The sequence below is a fragment of the Erythrobacter sp. 3-20A1M genome, assembly GCF_018636735.1.
Classification (GTDB): Bacteria; Pseudomonadota; Alphaproteobacteria; order Sphingomonadales; family Sphingomonadaceae; genus Alteriqipengyuania.
This window is the reverse complement of the sequence record NZ_CP045200.1, coordinates 1,958,323-1,975,677: the sequence shown is the minus strand read 5'-3', so window position 1 is coordinate 1,975,677 and position 17,355 is coordinate 1,958,323. Positions and strand designations below refer to the sequence as shown.

The 17,355-nt window shown below is 66.1% G+C and carries 14 protein-coding genes, 1 tRNA gene, 1 pseudogene and 1 riboswitch; of the genes and pseudogenes, 9 read left to right on the top strand and 7 right to left on the bottom strand.

All coding sequences use genetic code 11. The features are described from left to right. Positions 1–67: 67 nt before the first annotated feature. The gene (locus tag F7D01_RS09690) at positions 68–3,193 is read left to right on the top strand and encodes an autotransporter outer membrane beta-barrel domain-containing protein (protein WP_215227383.1); all 3,126 of its coding nucleotides are present in this window, start codon (positions 68–70) and stop codon (positions 3,191–3,193) included. A 141-nt stretch (positions 3,194–3,334) separates the two neighbouring features. Here F7D01_RS09690 and F7D01_RS09685 read toward each other — a convergent pair. After that, positions 3,335–3,408, bottom strand: a tRNA-Gly gene (locus F7D01_RS09685). A 142-nt stretch (positions 3,409–3,550) separates the two neighbouring features. On the opposite strand from F7D01_RS09685, the gene F7D01_RS09680 reads away from it, so the two are divergent. The 4 genes from F7D01_RS09680 to F7D01_RS09665 are packed head-to-tail and all read left to right on the top strand — an operon-like array spanning position 3,551 to position 6,878. After that, positions 3,551–5,047, top strand: a complete 1,497-nt coding sequence (locus F7D01_RS09680; RefSeq protein ID WP_215227382.1) for a CoA-acylating methylmalonate-semialdehyde dehydrogenase — start codon at positions 3,551–3,553, stop codon at positions 5,045–5,047. 23 nt (positions 5,048–5,070) lie between these two features. Then, on the top strand, positions 5,071–6,039 hold the full coding sequence (locus F7D01_RS09675) for a polysaccharide deacetylase family protein (protein WP_251566708.1): 969 nt from the start codon (positions 5,071–5,073) through the stop codon (positions 6,037–6,039). A 57-nt stretch (positions 6,040–6,096) separates the two neighbouring features. After that, on the top strand, positions 6,097–6,576 hold the full coding sequence (locus F7D01_RS09670) for a hypothetical protein (RefSeq protein ID WP_215227381.1): 480 nt from the start codon (positions 6,097–6,099) through the stop codon (positions 6,574–6,576). Beyond that, entirely contained in the window at positions 6,573–6,878 is a 306-nt protein-coding gene (locus F7D01_RS09665; RefSeq protein WP_215227380.1) for an I78 family peptidase inhibitor, read from the top strand. The genes F7D01_RS09670 and F7D01_RS09665 overlap by 4 nt, the downstream gene beginning before the upstream one ends. Here F7D01_RS09665 and F7D01_RS09660 read toward each other — a convergent pair. Then, complete coding sequence (locus tag F7D01_RS09660; RefSeq protein ID WP_215227379.1) at positions 6,866–7,267, bottom strand: hypothetical protein; 402 nt, start codon at positions 7,265–7,267, stop codon at positions 6,866–6,868. The two genes, F7D01_RS09665 and F7D01_RS09660, sit on opposite strands and share 13 nt — an antisense overlap. A gap of 104 nt (positions 7,268–7,371) precedes the next feature. Between F7D01_RS09660 and F7D01_RS09655 the strand changes: the two genes are divergently transcribed. From F7D01_RS09655 to mmsB, 4 genes and pseudogenes are all read left to right on the top strand, one after another. Further along, a complete protein-coding gene (locus F7D01_RS09655; RefSeq protein WP_215227378.1) occupies positions 7,372–8,517 on the top strand; it encodes an acyl-CoA dehydrogenase family protein in 1,146 nt (381 codons plus the stop codon). A gap of 11 nt (positions 8,518–8,528) precedes the next feature. Continuing rightward, positions 8,529–9,590 carry an enoyl-CoA hydratase/isomerase family protein gene (locus F7D01_RS09650; RefSeq protein WP_215227377.1) on the top strand — a complete coding sequence of 354 codons (1,062 nt, stop codon included), beginning with the start codon at positions 8,529–8,531 and terminating at the stop codon, positions 9,588–9,590. Positions 9,591–9,711: 121 nt separating this feature from the next. Continuing rightward, positions 9,712–10,493 (top strand): annotated as a pseudogene (locus F7D01_RS09645) (enoyl-CoA hydratase-related protein). Between the two features lie 246 nt (positions 10,494–10,739). Continuing rightward, positions 10,740–11,612 (top strand): 3-hydroxyisobutyrate dehydrogenase, encoded by an 873-nt coding sequence (mmsB, locus tag F7D01_RS09640; RefSeq protein WP_215227376.1) that lies wholly within the window; start codon positions 10,740–10,742, stop codon positions 11,610–11,612. 43 nt (positions 11,613–11,655) lie between these two features. Here mmsB and F7D01_RS09635 read toward each other — a convergent pair whose 3' ends face one another. The 5 genes from F7D01_RS09635 to gcvT all read right to left on the bottom strand — a co-directional run bounded on the left by F7D01_RS09635 (position 11,656) and on the right by gcvT (position 17,060). Continuing rightward, on the bottom strand, positions 11,656–12,372 hold the full coding sequence (locus tag F7D01_RS09635) for a hypothetical protein (RefSeq protein ID WP_215227375.1): 717 nt from the start codon (positions 12,370–12,372) through the stop codon (positions 11,656–11,658). Between the two features lie 11 nt (positions 12,373–12,383). Further along, positions 12,384–13,994: an aminomethyl-transferring glycine dehydrogenase subunit GcvPB gene (gene gcvPB / locus F7D01_RS09630; protein ID WP_215227374.1), complete on the bottom strand. Its 1,611-nt coding sequence runs from the start codon at positions 13,992–13,994 to the stop codon at positions 12,384–12,386. Further along, complete coding sequence (gene gcvPA, locus F7D01_RS09625) at positions 13,991–15,376, bottom strand: aminomethyl-transferring glycine dehydrogenase subunit GcvPA (RefSeq protein ID WP_215227373.1); 1,386 nt, start codon at positions 15,374–15,376, stop codon at positions 13,991–13,993. The genes gcvPB and gcvPA overlap by 4 nt, the downstream gene beginning before the upstream one ends. Positions 15,377–15,510: 134 nt before the next feature. Continuing rightward, entirely contained in the window at positions 15,511–15,882 is a 372-nt protein-coding gene (gcvH, locus tag F7D01_RS09620) for a glycine cleavage system protein GcvH (protein ID WP_215227372.1), read from the bottom strand. Between the two features lie 5 nt (positions 15,883–15,887). Continuing rightward, the gene (gene gcvT / locus F7D01_RS09615) at positions 15,888–17,060 is read right to left on the bottom strand and encodes a glycine cleavage system aminomethyltransferase GcvT (protein WP_215227371.1); all 1,173 of its coding nucleotides are present in this window, start codon (positions 17,058–17,060) and stop codon (positions 15,888–15,890) included. A gap of 162 nt (positions 17,061–17,222) precedes the next feature. Beyond that, a riboswitch (glycine riboswitch) is annotated at positions 17,223–17,317 on the bottom strand. Positions 17,318–17,355: the final 38 nt, after the last annotated feature.

Genomic DNA, 17,355 nt, shown 5'->3' with positions numbered 1-17,355 from the left:
ATTTCATTTTTCACCAAGGCTGCGGCGTGGTGGCTCCGTCTTCCCGGCAAGGACCAGGAGGACAATCATGTACCGCACGCTTCTCGCCGGCACCGCGCTCGCGGCGCTCGCCACCCCGCTCGCCGCCCAGACCACGATCGACAACGCGCGCACAACGCCGGTGAAGACGTCCGAACTGCGCAATGGACAGGGCGACGACCTCAAGATCGGTACCAACGGCACGATCAAGCCAACCGGCGGCAATGCGGTCACCGTGGACAGCGACAACGACGTCACCAGCGATGGCAAAATCACCGTCACCGATGCGAACGGGGCATCCGGCATAGTGGTGGTCGGGCCGCGCGCCGCCGACATCGTGAACAACGGCACCATCACGATCGACGAGACCTACACCCCGACCGACACCGACAAGGACGGCGATCTCGACGGTGGCTTCGCGAAGGGGACCGGGCGCACCGGAATTCGCGTCGGCGGCGCGCTCACCGGAAACGTGGTCCAGGCCGGAACGATCACCGTCGAAGGTAACCAGTCGGCGGGTGTCTCCATCGACGGACCTCTGACCGGTGCCTTCACCCACAATGGCAGGACCACCGTGGTCGGCGACCAGTCGGTGGCGGTCGCCGCGCAAGATATCAGGGGCAATGTCCGCCTCGCCGGGCAGGTCGGCGCGAGCGGCGCAGGGTCGGTCGGCGCGCGGTTCGCGGGCGATATCGACGGGGCGCTGGTCGTCCAGGGCGTCGTCACCGCGAGCGGCTATCGCAGCACGACCGCGCCCAGCGATGTGTCGAAGCTCGACGCGGACGACCTGCTGCAGGGCGGCGGCGCGCTGATCGTGGAAGGCGACGTTGCGAAGGGTATCGTCTTCGATGTCGCGCCGAGGGACACGAAACCCGACGACAAGGACGAGGACGGCGACGGCATTCAGGACGACAAGGAAGGCAATGCCCGCATCTCGTCCTACGGTTCCGCGCCCGCGGTCGCCATCGGCGCGACGAACCGCGACATCGCGATCGGCGCGACGCAGGGTGCCGGCAACGGCTTCGGCATCGTTTTCAAGGGCGAGTTGATCGGCGACGGCGTCTATACCGGCGTTGCCGGCACCGGCATGGCGCTCGGCGGTCGCGGCGGCGGAGTTACCGTGGCGGGCGGCCTGCAGAACGACGGTGGCATCGGCGGCGCGGCCAAGAACGCCAACGCGACCGCGCTGCTGGTCGGGAACGGCACCGTCCTTCCCACTGTCGCAAACACCGGTACCATAGCCGCCGCCGTCACTGGCACCAGCGGACGGTCGGCGGCGCTGCTGGTCGATGCGAATGCATCGTTGCCGCTCGTGAAGAACAGCGGCGTGATCCGGGCGGTGACGATCGCCGAGGGATCGGCCTACGCTATCCTCGATCGCAGCGGCACGCTCTCGAGCGTGGAGAACAGCGGCGCAATCCTGGCCGGAGGCGCGAAGGCCGGCGCAGGCCGCAATGTCGCCATCGACCTTTCGCAGCGCACGGGCGACAGCCAGGTGAAACAGACCGTCGCCGCGCAGGGCGTGCAGGCACCCCGCATCGAAGGCGACATCCGTTTCGGCGCAGGGTCCGACCTGCTCGATATCGCCGACGGCACGGTGATCGGCAACGTCGCGTTCGGGGCGGGCGACAACCGGCTGAAGCTGTCGGGCGATGCGATCTATTCGGGCAATGCGGATTTCGCGGGCGGTGCCGGAACCCTGTCGATCGCCAACACGGCGACCTTCGCCGGGAAGCTTGTCGGGGCGCAGAACACCGCGGTGGCGGTTTCCGGCGGGTCGTTGTTCGTAAATGCCCCCACCACGGTCAGGTCGCTGGATGTCGGGGCGACGGGCGTGGTCGGCGTGACGCTCGGCAGCGATCCCGCCGCCAGCGGCATCGTGGTCAACGGCGCTGCCAACTTCGCCCAGGGAGCGAAGATCGGCATCGCATTGAGCGAACTGCCGACGCTCGGCGAAAGCTACCGGCTCATCAGCGCCGGCACGCTCACCGGGGCCGACAAGCTTGCCACCACCGACGCCCTCCTCCCCTTCATGTTCAAGGCCGCGCTCGCGGTTTCGGGCAACACGGTCAACGTCGACATCGATCGCAAGAATTCGGACGAACTCGGTTTGAACCGTTCAGAGGCGGCAGCCTTCGACGGACTGTACGAAGCGCTCGCCGAAGACGACGACGTGGCCAAGATCTTCCTCAACATCGCCGATGCGCAGACGCTGCAGGCTTATGTCGGCACGACCCTGCCCGATCACGCGGGCGGCGGGTTCGAGGGACTGAGCCAGGCGCTGCGCGCTTTCGACCGCCATCTGACCGATCCGATCGGGCCGATCGACCAGCAGGGCAAATTCCGGATCGTGGCCGATTTCGCCACTTGGAAATCGCGCAAGGATCGCGGCGACTCCATGGCCTACGACCTCGACGGATCGGGTGTCCGCGGCGGCGTCGAATACCTCACCGGCATCGGCGCGTTCGGCCTGACCGGCAGCTGGCTGTGGAACAAGCACGAAGCCCCCTTCGACAACAAGGTCGACGACACCAGCTACGAAGGCGGGGTGCACTGGCGCGGTACCTTCGGCCCCCTCGCGGGCTTTGCGCGTGTGGGGATCGGGCGGTCCGATTTCGAAGGAAGCCGACGCTTCCAGGGCGGCGCTGGCGAGGACGCGGTTTCGTTCGACATCAGGCGCGACTGGTCGGGCGACTTCGTTTCGGCGACCGGAGGCGTATCGCTGGAAGGGGGATCGCAGTTCTTCTTCTTCCGCCCGTCGATCGCGCTCGACTATCTCCGCCTGAAGGAAGACGGGTCGGTCGAAACCGGCGGCGGCGATGCGCTGAACCTGACGATCGGCGATCGGACGAGCAAGGAGCTGGCGCTCGATCTGGCCACGGCGGCCGGGGTCGACCTGTTCGGCATGCAGCGGCGCGACCCGTTCTGGCTGCGGATCGAAGGCGAAGGCGGCTGGCGACAATTGCTGTCGAGCGACCTTGGCACCACGCGCGCGCACTATGCCGACGGCGACGACTTCCTGCTTGTCCCCGAGGAGCGCCAGAGCGGCTGGTTCGCGCGCCTGCGCGGTTATGGCGGCAACGGTTTCTACACTATCGGTGCCGATGTCGGCGCAGAAGAACAGTTCGGCAAGATCGGCTACAACTTCCGCGCCTCGGTCAGGTTCGGGTGGTAGAGAGCTTTGTGACCGCGATGTCGACGGGTTGTTCCGGCGCGTCTCTTCGACATCCTGACCAATGGCAAAAGGTCCGCTCGCACGCAGAGACCTATTCGTTGGCGTGCGCAAACCCTGCAGGATAAATCTGCACGCATGCGCTGGAGCGGGTGAAGGGAATCGAACCCTCGTCGTCAGCTTGGGAAGCTGCTGCTCTACCATTGAGCTACACCCGCATCTGGGCAGGCGGCGCGCTTGCCACGGCGGGAGGCTCGCGGTCAATATGCCTTGTGCGCGGCCCGTGTCGCCGGACCCATGCTTGTTCTGAGCCATTGAAGGGGTAAAAGGCCCACCAAAACACTCGGGAAGAGGAATTACATGCGTCAGATCGATCATTTTATCAGCGGCGGAACCGGCGGCTCGGCGGACCGCACCCATGATGTATGGAACCCGTCAACGGGCGAGGTGCAGGCGCGTGTGCCGCTGGGCGATGCGGCGCTGCTCGACCGCGCGGTGGAAGCGGCGAAGAAGGTGCAGCCCGAATGGGCGGCGACCAACCCGCAGCGGCGCGCCCGGGTGATGTTCGAATTCAAGCGGCTGGTCGAGGCGAACAAGCAGGAACTGGCCGAATTGCTTTCGAGCGAACACGGCAAGGTGGTCGACGACGCGCATGGCGATGTGCAGCGCGGGCTGGAAGTGATCGAATATGCCTGCGGCATCCCGCAGGCGCTGAAGGGCGAGTACACGCAAGGGGCCGGCCCCGGCATCGATGTCTATTCGATGCGCCAGCCGCTCGGCATCGGGGCGGGCATCACGCCGTTCAACTTCCCCGCAATGATCCCGATGTGGATGTTCGGCATGGCGATCGCGGCGGGCAATGCCTTCATCCTCAAACCGTCCGAGCGCGATCCTTCGGTGCCGATCCGGCTCGCCGAGCTGTTCGTGGAAGCGGGCGCGCCCGAGGGGCTGCTGCAGGTGGTGAACGGCGACAAGGAAATGGTCGACGCGATCATCGACCATCATGACATCGCCGCGATCAGCTTCGTCGGTTCGTCCGACATCGCGCAGTATATCTACTCGCGCGGCACCGCGAACGGGAAGCGCGTGCAGGCCTTCGGCGGCGCGAAAAACCACGGCATCGTGATGCCCGACGCCGATCTCGATCAGGTGGTGAACGATCTGGCGGGCGCGGCCTTCGGCTCAGCGGGCGAGCGCTGCATGGCACTGCCGGTCGTCGTGCCGGTAGGCGAAGACACGGCCAACCGCTTACGTGAAAAGCTGATCCCCGCGATCAACGCTCTGCGCGTCGGCGTCTCGACCGACAAGGATGCGCAATACGGCCCGGTCGTCACACCCGAGCACAAGGCGCGGATCGAAGAGTGGATCGACACCGCCGAGAAGGAAGGTGCCGAGGTCGTGATCGACGGGCGCGGGTTCACGCTGCAAGGCCACGAGAAAGGCTTCTTCGTCGGCCCGACCCTGCTCGACAAGGTCACCACCGACATGGAGAGCTACAAGGAAGAGATCTTCGGCCCCGTGCTCCAGATCGTGCGCGCGAAGGATTTCGAGGAGGCGGTGCGCCTGCCGAGCGAGCACCAGTACGGCAACGGCGTCGCCATCTTCACCCGTAACGGCCACGCCGCGCGCGAGTTCGCGCACCGGGTCAACGTGGGCATGGTCGGCATCAATGTGCCGATCCCCGTGCCCGTCAGCTATCACAGCTTCGGCGGTTGGAAACGTTCGGGCTTCGGCGACATCGACCAGTACGGGCAGGAAGGGCTGCGCTTCTGGACCAAGACCAAGAAGGTCACCCAGCGCTGGCCCGATGGCGGTGGCGACGGCTCCAACGCATTCGTCATCCCCACCATGGGGTAACCACATAGCAGGAGGGCTTGTCGGTGAAGCAGTTCGTGATCGCGCTCCTGGCGCTTGTGCTTGCCGCCTGCGCAACGCCGCCTCCGGCGAAGGAAATGACGCCGGTTGACACCGGCAAGCGTATCGCGCTTACCTTCGACGATGTCCCGCGAGCGGCCGGGGCGTTCCAGACGCCCGACGAGCGCACGCGGCGGATCATCGCCGCATTGCGAGAGGCCGGGGCCGATCAGGTCGCTTTCTTCGTCAACCCTGGCCATATCGCCGAGCGTCCCGGGGCGGAGCGTCGGATCGCCGCCTATACTGCGGCCGGGCACCTGATCGCCAACCATTCGAACACGCATCCGGGCCTCAGCGAGACACCGGCAGAACTCTATCTGGCCGATATCGACGCAGCAGGCGTTTGGCTGGAGGGTCGCAAGGGTTATCGCCCCTGGTTCCGCTACCCCTATCTGGACGAGGGGCGCGCGGACAAGGCCAAGCGTGACGCGGTGCGTGCGGGGCTGGCAAGTCGCGGCCTTTCCGACGGGTACGTTACCGCCGACGCGTCCGACTGGTGGCTGGAACAGGCGACGATCGATGCCAAGGATGCCGGGCAGCCGATCGACCGCGCGGCATTGCGCGATCTCTACGTCGAAAGCCATGTCGGCGCGGCTGATTTCTTCGACGATCTCGCGCGGCGGGCCATCGGACGGTCGCCGGTCCATGTAATGCTGATGCACGAAACCGATCTGGCAGCGCTGTTCCTCCCCGATCTGATCGCCGCGCTCCGATCGGATGGCTGGACCATCGTTTCACCCGACATCGCTTACGCCGATCCGATCGCGGCGGAGGCCGCGCGCTACGACACCCCGTCGGCGCAGGGAACGCTGACCGAAATGATCGCTTGGGAGAAGGGGCTGCCCGCCCCGCGGTGGTACGATCGCAACGACACCAAGGTGCTTTCCGCCCTGTTCCGGGCGCGGGTTCTCCACCTTCCGCCAACGCAAGAGTAGCTGGAGGCGGCGGAACGATCGGCCCGGCACGCCGTCTCCAAACTGGGAGAGAGTAGAATGCGTAAGCGCACCACCGCTGTTATCGTCGCGCTAGGTTTGGCCGTGGCGGCCTGCCAGGTCGATGCCGATCCGCCGAGCGAAGACGTGGCGACCACCGCCACCGCGATTCCGGTCGAACCCGATGGCGGCACGGGTGCCGGGGCCGGACCATCGATGGTGGCACAGGTGGACACCATTCCGCAGAAATACCGTGGGGTGTGGGATTACAGCGGGGGGAATTGCAATCCGGCATCCGACCTGCGCATGGAAGTCGGACCGCGGACGATCACCTATTACGAATCGCAAGGTACGGTGAAGGCGGTGAAACCGGGCGGCAAGGACGGGATCATCGTAGTCCTCGCCATGGCTGGAGAAGGCGAACAATGGACCACGACACAGCGGCTCGACCTGAGCGCCGACGGCAAGACCCTGTCGCCCAGCGATGCACAGGCACCGGCCGATCACAAGCCGATGCCGCGAACCCGGTGCGCGACATGAGGATGGCCGTTCTCGCACTGGCGCTCGCCCCCCTTGCGGCCGGTTGTGCGACCGCGCCCACAGCTGGCGAGCCCGACCGCCTGCCTGCCCTGCCCGAGGGGTCGTGCAATGCGGACGGCGTCCAGACCAAGTTGGGAGAGCGTGCCAGCCAGGAAACCGGCACGCAAATCCTCGGCCGCACCGGTGCCGACAGCCTGCGCTGGGGCCCGCCGGGTGCGGTGTTCACGATGGATTTCCGACAGGGCCGCGTGAACGTGATGTACGACGCGGACATGACAATCACCCGCATCTATTGCGGCTGATCGCGCCCGGCTGCGGCGCATTCGCCCAGTCTGCGGTCGAGAAGCGTGGTAAGATCGTCCAGCCCTTCGCACGCCGCCAGTTCCGTGGCCGCGATTAGCAATCCTGGTCGGTTGCAGGCTTCCTGGAGGAAGATCGCGGGCAACTCCGCTTCGGGTAGGTCGCTCCGCCCGGCCAGCTCGTCGCGATGGAGGAAGCGCACCGTGAGGGGGAGACTGTCCAGATAGTCTTTCCACCGCCGCCGCATCGCGACCGGACCGTAGGTGAGCGCGCATAGCGAACAGGGATAGGTAGACGGGGAGACGATCTTGTGCGCCGCGTCGAACAGCCTGTCGAACACGCCGCCATCGGCGTTGTAAACCAGGATCAATTCGGTGCCGTCGCCGCCCATCCGCTCACATTCGTTTGGAGCGCATCGGGGGTCAATCGGCAATTCCGGTCGCCGAGCGGCGAAGAGGTGGTCAGGACTCGAAAAGGGGTGCTAGGGCCCATGCCATGACCGGACAATTTCAGCTTACAGACGACCAGCGCGCGATCCAGGACATGGCGCAGCGCTTCACCGCCGACAACATCACCCCGCATGCGGGCGAGTGGGACCAGACCCATCATTTTCCGCGCGACGTGATCAAGCGGAGCGCCGAGCTCGGCTTCGGAGCGATCTACGTTTCGGAAGAATCGGGCGGCATCGGCCTCGGCCGGCTGGAAGCGGCGCTGATCATGGAGGCGATGGCCTATGGCTGCCCCACGACGAGTGCGTTCATCTCGATCCACAACATGGCGAGCTGGATGATCGACTGCTTCGGCGGGGATGCGGTGAAGGCGAAGTACCTGCCCGATCTCGTCGGGATGGAGAAGATCGCCAGCTACTGCCTGACCGAACCGGGCAGTGGCTCCGACGCGGCGGGGCTGAAGACCACGGCGAAGCGCGATGGCGACCACTACGTGCTGAACGGCACGAAGCAGTTCATCTCCGGCGGCGGCGTCAACGACGTCTATGTAACGATGGTCCGCACGGGCGAGCACAAGACCAAGGGCATCACCTGCCTCGTGATCGACAAGGACACGCCGGGCGTCAGTTTCGGCGAGCCCGAGAAGAAGCTCGGCTGGAACGCCAGCCCGACAGCGCAGGTCATCTTCGAGGATGCGCGCGTGCCGGTGGAGAACCGCGTAGGCGACGAGGGCGAGGGTTTCCGCTTCGCCATGATGGGGCTCGACGGCGGGCGGCTGAATATCGGTGCCTGCAGCCTCGGCGGGGCGCAGCGCTGCCTGGACGAGGCGGTCGCCTACACCAAGGACCGGCAGCAGTTCGACACGCCGATCGCCGACTTCCAGAACACCCAGTTCATGCTCGCCGACATGGCGACCGACCTTGAGGCGGCGCGCGCGCTGCTCTATCTCGCCGCGGCGAAGGTGACCGACGGGGCGCCGGACAAATCGCGCTTTTCCGCGATGGCGAAGCGGCTGGCGACCGACAATGGCAGCAAGGTGGTGAACGACGCACTGCAACTGTTCGGCGGCTACGGCTATCTCAAGGATTACCCGATCGAGCGATTCTGGCGCGACCTGCGCGTGCATTCGATCCTGGAAGGCACCAACCAGGTAATGCGCATGATCGTGGGCCGCGACCTGCTGCGCCAGTGAACGAAAGACCTATGACAGACGATATCAATATCCACACACATGGCCGGGTCGGCCATATCTCGCTCAACCGGCCCAAGGCGCTGCATGCGCTGACGCTCGACATGTGTCTCGCCATGAGCGAGGCGTTGGCGGCGTGGGCGGAGGACGATGCAATCGAGGCGGTCATCCTCGACCATGCCGAGGGGCGCGGCTTCTGCGCCGGGGGCGACATCAACCTGCTGCGCCAGTCGGCGCTAAACGATGGCGGCAAGGCTGGGCGCGAATTCTTCCTCCACGAATACCGCCTGAACCACCAGATGTTCACCTACGCGAAGCCGATCGTCGCCTTCATGGACGGTGTCACGATGGGCGGCGGCGTGGGCATCTCGCAGCCGTGCAAGTTTCGCGTCGCGACGGAGAACACGCGCTTCGCCATGCCGGAAAGCGGCATCGGTCTGTTCCCCGATGTCGGCGGTGGCTGGTATCTGTCGCGCCTCGGCGGGCGGCTGGGCCAGTTCCTGGCCCTCACCGGCGCGCGACTGGACGGGTCCGAATGCCTGTGGACCGGCCTCGCGACGCATTATCTGCCATCGGACAAGCTGGCCGAGGTGAAGGCGCGGATCATCGACAACCCCGATCGCATTGGCGGCATCCTCTCCGAACCCGTGGGCACCCCGCCCCCGGCGCGCATCGCCGACAATGCGGACAAGATCGCCAAGCATTTCGCCTCCGACACCTACGAGGATATCCTCGCCAGCCTGGAGGCCGAGGCCGAAAACAACGGCAGCGAGTGGGCGGCGAAGGAGCGCGATACGCTGGGCACCAAGAGCCCGCAGACCTGCAAGGTCGCGCTGCGCGAGCTGGTCGAGAGCGCGAAGCTGGATGATTTCGCCGACGAGATGCGGATGGAATACCGCATCGGCAGCCGCGTCCTCACCCGCCCCGATTTCGCCGAAGGGGTGCGCGCGGTGATCGTCGACAAGACCGGCGATCCCAAATGGGACCCGCCCACGCCCGAAGGCGTTGACGAGGCGATGATCGACGCGATCTTCGCCCCGCTCCCGGCGGACGAGGAATGGACGCCGCTGAGCTGATCCTCGGTAAGGCCGTCATGCTGAACTCGTTTCAGCATCCAGCCCGCCTCTCGGGCAGACGGTCCGGATCGAAGACTGGACCCTGAAACAAGTTCAGGGTGACGAATTTGAGGAGCCCTGAATGGCCTACGAAACCATCACCAGTGAAACCGACGGTGCCGTCACCACCATCACGCTCAACCGCCCGCAGGCGCTCAATGCGCTTTCCAGCGTGGTGCTCGACGAGCTGATCGAGGCCTTCACCGTCTACCAGAACGACGACAGCCAGCTGTGCGCCATCCTGACCGGGTCGGGCGACAAGGCCTTCGCCGCGGGCGCGGACATCAAGGAAATGAGCGAGAAGGACGCGGCGGATTTCTATCTGCAGGATTTCTTCGCCAAGTGGACCAGCCACATCGTCGAGGCCGTCCGCAAGCCGTGGATCGCGGCGGTCAACGGCTTCGCGCTGGGTGGCGGGTGCGAGCTTGCGATGATGGCGGACTTCATCATCGCCAGCGACAAGGCCAAGTTCGGCCAGCCCGAGATCAAGCTTGGCGTCGCGCCGGGCTGGGCGGATCGCAGCGGCTCACCCGCGCGGTCGGCAAGGCCAAAGCGATGGAAATGTGTCTGACCGGCCGGATGATGGACGCCGAGGAAGCCGAGCGCAGTGGCCTCGTCGCGCGCGTCGTGCCGCATGACACGCTGATGGACGAAGCGCGCACCACCGCCGCGACCATCGCCGGGATGCCGCCGATGGCCGCGATGGTGAACAAGGAAATGGTCAACGCCGCCTACGAGACCTTCCTCGGCCAGGGCGTGCTCCACGAACGCCGCCTGTTCCAGATCCTCACCGCAACCGAGGACAAGGTCGAGGGCATGAAGGCCTTCATCGAGAAGCGCGACGGGCAGTGGAAGGGGCGGTAACAGCACCGGTTGTTCTGATCGTTGTGGGAGCGATCGGCAGTTTTTTGGCTTGGATAGAATTTCGCGATTACCGAGACAGCAAAGGTAACTTCTCGCGCCGACACCAAGTATCCTTCGGTCGCGGAAAATTCATGCGCGGTGCAGTGGCGTTTCGGTCTTGGGCGGAATTGATCGCGCTCGCAGTGACGGGTCCGCTTTGCCTAGTCTTCGGAATATGGCTGCTAATTAAGTAATCTGGAGAGTGACATGAAAATCGCCTTTATCGGCCTCGGCAACATGGGCGGCGGAATGGCCGCGAACCTGGTCAAGAACGGCCACGAAGTGCGCGCGTTCGACCTGTCGGAAGACGCGCTCGCCAAGGCCAAGAGCAATGGCTGCGAGACCTTTACCGATGCGAAAGAAGCCGTGCAGGGCGTCGATGCGGTGGTCTCGATGCTCCCCAATGGCGGGATCGTGAAATCGGTCTATTCCGACGCCGTGATCGGCCACGCGCCCGAAGGCGCGGCGCTGCTCGACTGCTCGACCATCGACGTCGCCACCGCCAAGGAAGTGACCGAAACGGCTACCGCCAAGGGCTACAAGATGGTCGATGCGCCGGTCAGCGGCGGGATCGCGGCGGCGGACGGCGGCACGCTGACTTTCATGGTCGGCGGCACCGAAGAGGCGTTCGCGGCGGCCAAACCGATCCTTGAAGGCATGGGCAAGGCGGTGATCCATGCGGGCGACGCGGGTGCGGGCCAGACCGCGAAGATCTGCAACAATATGCTGCTCGCGATCTCCATGATAGGCGTCGCCGAAGCGATGCAGATGGCGCAGAAGCTGGGGCTCGATCCGCAGAAATTCTACGAGATTTCATCGCAGTCGTCGGGCTATTGCTGGTCGCTCAACGCCTACACCCCGCTGCCGGGCGTGGGCGTCGAGAGCCCCGCCGACAAGGACTACCAGGGCGGCTTCGCCACCGCGCTGATGCTGAAGGACCTGCGCCTCGCGATGGCGGCGGCGGAAGAGGTCGATGCGGGCGTGCCGCTCGGCGCACGCGCGGCGAGCCTGTACGAGGATTTCTCGGGCGCGGGCAATGACGGCCTCGATTTCTCGGCGATCATCAAGACGTACAAGTAACCGGCAATCCTCCTTGTTTTCGCGCCAGCGCAAATGGGGAGGATCAGAATTCTTCGAGAATCCGCTCCAGCCATTCGCGCGGGGTCTTGCGGCGTCTCACATCCGCGACGAATTCCTGACCGCGTGCGACGCTGCGCAGGCGACCGCCGCGCAACCAGCGATCGCGCCGGTCGTGATAGCTCAGCCCGCCGGGCTTCAGCCACGCTGGCCTCTTCCACAGCGTCAGCGGACCGCCGGGCACGGTGAGGCGTAGCGCCTCGCTGGCGAAGCGCGCCTGTCTCCCCTCGCCTTCGTAGATCGCGTCGTTGCTGCCGTGCATGCCGAGGACATGCGGGTGGCTGCTATCCTCCAGATGCTCGGGGATGCCGTCTGCCAGCCGATGCACCGCCGTGACCCGGAGGTAGCCGAAGATGCGGTGATGGCGTTCGCCGTCGTCGCCCACGAACAGGCCGAAGAACAGGAAAGTATCGCCCACGCCGACGCCCTGATTGGCAAGGTGCGTCTGTGCCGCGCCGACTTGCCCGAACAGGCAGCGGCCATCGCCGGTGAACAGCGGATCGTGATGGCAGAGCGAATCCGCGCCATACGCGCCCCTGCTCGCCCTCGCGGCATGGTCACCCAGCCCCAGGTCGCCGTAGGTCGCCCTCGCGATGCCCTTGCTGTCGGGAATCGGCAGCGAGACCGGCACGCCGTCGACGATCGGCGACGATCCGCCGCCCGATCCGCTGTCGAACCCCTTGCGGCTGAAGATGATCCGCAAGGCTGGCCTCGCTACTGCCCGCCGACCTCGCTCGGCACCGGACGACCGCCCGGCGCGATCTCGCCCTGCCAAGCCAGCACCGGCTTGCGCGCCGCCTGCGTTTCGTCGAGCCGGCGGCGCGGTGCGTAGTAGGGCGCGGCTTTCAGGCTTTCGTCGCCCGCCTTCGCCCGCTCGGCGACGCTGCGCAGCGCGGCGATGAACTGATCGAGGCCGGCCTTGCTTTCGGTCTCGGTCGGCTCGATCAGCATCGCGCCGTGCACTACCAGCGGGAAATACATCGTCATCGGGTGGAAACCCTCGTCGATCAGCGCCTTGGCGAGGTCGAGCGTGGAGATGTCCTCGGCCAGCGTCTTATCGCTCAGCAGCGCCTCGTGCATGCACGGCCCGCTGCCGCCGAAGGGCGCGTCGAGCACGTCCTCGACGCTGCGCAGCACGTAGTTCGCATTCAGCACCGCGTCTTCCGCAACCTGCGCCAGCCCGTCCGCGCCGTGGCTGAGCATGTAGGTCAGCGCGCGAGTGAACATCCCCATCTGCCCGTGGAACGCGGTCATCCGGCCAAAGGCGTCGCGGTGGTCGAATTCCTCCGCATTCTCCTCCTCGACCAGATGAACCACCCCGTCTTCAGTCCTCGCGGTGAAGGGCAGCGGACCGTAGGGGCACAACGCTTTCGACAGCACCACCGGGCCCGAACCGGGACCGCCGCCGCCATGCGGGGTGGAGAAGGTCTTGTGCAGGTTGATATGCATCGCATCGACGCCAAGGTCGCCGGGACGCACCTTACCCACGATCGCGTTGAAGTTCGCCCCGTCGCAATAGACGAAGCCGCCCGCCGCGTGCACCGCGTCCGACATCGCCTTCATGTGCCGCTCGAACAGGCCGCAGGTGTTGGGGTTGGTGATCATCACCGCCGCCACATCCGGCCCCAGGCGCGCTTTCAGCTTGTCAAGATCGACCCGGCCGTCCTCGGTCGCGGGAATGTCCTCCACCTCGTAGCCCGCAAAGGCAGCGGTGGCGGGGTTGGTGCCGTGCGCGCTTTCGGGCACCAGCACGACCTTGCGCGCATCGCCGCGCGCTTCGAGGGCGGCGCGGATGCACAATATGCCGCACAGCTCGCCATGCGCGCCCGCCTTGGGGCTCATCGCGACACCTTCCATGCCGGTCAGCTTGATCAGCCAGTGTGCGAGCTCGTTGATGACCTCCAGCGCGCCGGGTACGGTCGAGACAGGCTGGAGCGGATGCACGTCGGCGAAGCCCGGCATGCGCGCGACCTTCTCGTTCAGCCGCGGATTGTGCTTCATCGTGCAGGATCCGAGCGGGAAAAGCCCGAGGTCGATGGCGTAGTTCTGGCGACTAAGGCGGGTGTAGTGGCGCACCGCCTCGGGCTCCGACAGGCCCGGCAGGCTGATGGTTTCGGAGCGCGCGAAACCGCCGAGGCGCGAGGAGACCTCGCCGCTCTCTTCGGGCAGATCGACGCCGGTCGTCTCTGTCGTGCCGATCTCGAAGATCAGTGGTTCTTCCAGCATCAGTGCGCGGTTGCCGGTCACGGTCGGCGGGCCGTCATGCGCGCCCTCATGCTGCGCGGGGCTCTGTGGTTTCCAGCCGGATGCGTTGGGATTGCTCATGCCAGTTCCTCCGCCAGCGCGGTGGCGAGGGTCTCGATGTCCTCCTCGCTGGTCGTCTCGGTCAGCGCGATCACCAGCCCGCCCTTCAACTCGTCGTGCGACGGGAAGAGCCGCCCGAGCGACACGCCCGCGAGCACGCCCTTGTCCGCGAGCGAGCGCACGACGGCGCGTGCGTCCGTGCCTGCCCCGGACCCCGATCCGGGGTCGAGCAGGATCGTGAACTCGTTGAAGAAGGTATCGTTCAGGATCGTCACCCCCGGTACCTGCGCCAGCCGGTCGGCCACCTTACAGGCCAGCCGGTGGTTCTCCGCCGCTAGCTGCCGCAGGCCCCGCTCGCCCAGCAGCGTCATGTGGATGGAGAAGGCGAGCGCACACAGGCCGCTATTGGTGCAGATATTGCTCGTCGCCTTCTCGCGCCGGATATGCTGCTCGCGGGTGGAGAGCGTCAGCACGTAGCCGCGCTTGCCCTCGGCATCGACCGTCTCGCCGCACAGGCGACCGGGCATCTGGCGAACGTGCTTGCTGTCGCGCACCGCGAACAGGCCGAGATACGGCCCGCCGAATTGCAGGCCGACGCCCAGCGCCTGCCCCTCGCCGACCACGATGTCCGCGCCCAGCTCGCCCGGCGATTTGATCGCTCCGAGAGCCACCGGCTCGGTATTGACCGCGATCAGTAGCGCGCCCTTCGCATGCGCAGCCTCGGCGATCTCGGCGAGATCGGGAATGCGCCCGAGGATATCGGGATATTGGACCACGACGCAGCTCGTCCGATCGTCGATCCGCGCGATCAGCCCGGCATTGTCGGGCTGCGCCTGGAGCGCCGGGGCGGCACCGGCGATCTCGTCATCGGTGAACTTCGCCATGGTCCGCACGACCTCGGCGTAATGCGGATGGAGCGCGCCCGAGAGCACCACGCGCTTCTTCTTCGTGATCCGCGCCGCCATCGCCACCGCTTCCCAGCACGCGGTCGAGCCATCGTACATCGACGCATTGGCCACCGCGCAACCATACAGGCGCGCGACCTGGCTCTGGAACTCGAACAGCATCTGCAGCGTGCCCTGTGCGATCTCGGGCTGATAGGGCGTGTAGGCGGTCAGGAACTCGCCGCGCTGGATGATGTGGTCGACCGTAGCGGGCACATGGTGGCGATAGGCTCCCGCCCCGATAAAGAACGGCGCATCGGCCGCCGCGAGATTCTTCTTCGAAAGCGCGCGCATGTGGCGCTCGACCGCCATCTCGCCCGCATGCATCGGAAGGCCTTCGATCGGGCCGGACAGCCGCGCCGCCTCGGGCACGTCGGCGAACAGATCGTCGATGGTCTCCGCGCCGCATTTTGCCAGCATCGCGGCGCGGTCGCTATCGGTCAGGGGAAGGTAGCGCATTCGTTCTCCTTATCCCCTCCCGCTGGCGGGAGGAGCAGTGAGACCAAGGTCTGCCCAGCAGACCCTAGTCGCAACGGGGGGGCAACCGGGGGGCAACCCCCGGCCCCACCCGCACGCGGCGAGGGAGGCAGGGATCACAGCCCGTCGCAGAAGCTCTTGTAGGCGGTCTCGTCCATCAGACCGTCGAGCTCGCCCTTGTCGGCGATCGAAAGCTTGAAGAACCAGCCCGCTTCCTCGGGGCTCGAATTGACCAGCGAGGGGTCATCGTCGAGCGCACCGTTCGCCTCGGTCACTTCGCCGCTGATCGGGGCGTAGACGTCGCTCGCCGCCTTGACGCTCTCGACCACCGCGGCGTCCTTGCCCTTGGTCAGTTCCGCGCCGCTGTCGGGCAGTTCGACGAACACGATGTCGCCGAGCTGACTTTGCGCATAATCGGTGATGCCGACCGTGGCGGTGTCGCCATCGACGTCGATCCATTCGTGTTCGTCGGTGAAATAACGGGCCATCGAAATCAGCTCCCTCGGTAATAGTTGTGGGGGACGAAAGGCATTGAGGTGACGCGCGCGGGCAGGCGCTTGTTCCGCACCTCGACCTCCAGCCCTGTCCCCTCATCGGCATGGGCAGCATCGACATAGCCCATCGCGATCGGGTGGCCGAGCGTGGGCGAGAAGCCGCCGCTGGTGACGACGCCGATCTGGTCGTCGCCGGCGAAGATCGGTGCGCCCTCGCGCGCGGGCAAGCGCCCGTCGAGCGTGAGGCCCACGCGGAAGCGTGCCGAACCACCGTCGAGCGCCTTCATCACCGGCGCGTGGCCCATCCAGCCACCGCTCTCGCGGCGTTTCTTAGACAGCGCGAACGTCAGATTGGCGCTGACCGGGTCGATCTCCGCCGTCAGGTCGTGGCCGTAGAGCGGAAGACCCGCTTCCAGCCGCAGCGAGTCCCGCGCGCCGAGCCCGGCGGGCCGTACCTCGATCTCCGCGCAAAGACGATTGGCGAGAATTTCCGCCTGCTCGGCGGGCACCGAAATCTCGAACCCGTCCTCGCCGGTATAGCCGCAGCGCGAGATGCGCAGCGGCAGTTCGCCGAAATCGTAAGTCATCGACTGCATGAAGGTGAGCTCTTCGGGCACGCCGCGCATCGCCCGGCCCAGCGCGTTGGTGGCCGCGGGGCCTTGCAGCGCGATCAACGCCTGGTCTTCCAGGTGGGTTAGCGTGACATCGTCGGGCAGGTGTTCGCGCAGATAGGCGATGTCGTCCCACTTCATCGCGCCGTTGACGACGACGTAATAGGCGGGATCGCCCCATCGGCCCTCGACCACGACGTTGCCATCCTCGTCTTCTTCCGCCGGAATCCACGGCGTGGCGTTGGTGACCATCAGATCGTCCAGCACGCCGCCATCTTCCGCCATCAGCAGGGAGTAGCGGACGCGGCCCGGCTTCAGGCTGGTGATATCGCCCGGCAACACCGCTTCCAGCGCGGACGCGGCATTTTCGCCGGTGACCATCAGCTGGCCCATATGGCTGACGTCGAACAGCCCCGCGTGCTGGCGGGTCCATTCGTGTTCGGCCACGATCCCCTGATACTGGATCGGCATCTGGTATCCGGCGAAGGGCACCATGCGCGCGCCCTGTCGGCGATGCCAGGCGTCCAGCGGCAGCGTTTCGGTGTTGTTATCGTCGCTCATTCAGCGGGTCCCCGACACGGCAGCGCGGCGGCTCCGGGATGAAGCGCCTGCACCTGCCCCCTCTGTCAGGAAACCTGAGAGCATCGCGCGGATTCTCGCCCGCGCTTCCCCCTTCGGTGGCCCGACACGCCGACAGGCATAGCGGACGCTTTCCAGAGTGTCTGCCGTGCCGCGGTCCGCTTGCCTGAGAGATTCCGGGGCGGTTGCTCCTTCGGCGCCGTGCAGTTTCCTGCACGAACTCTCCCGCTGGCACGGCCGGGAATCGCTTCCCGGCGACGTGGCCCGGCACTTGCGC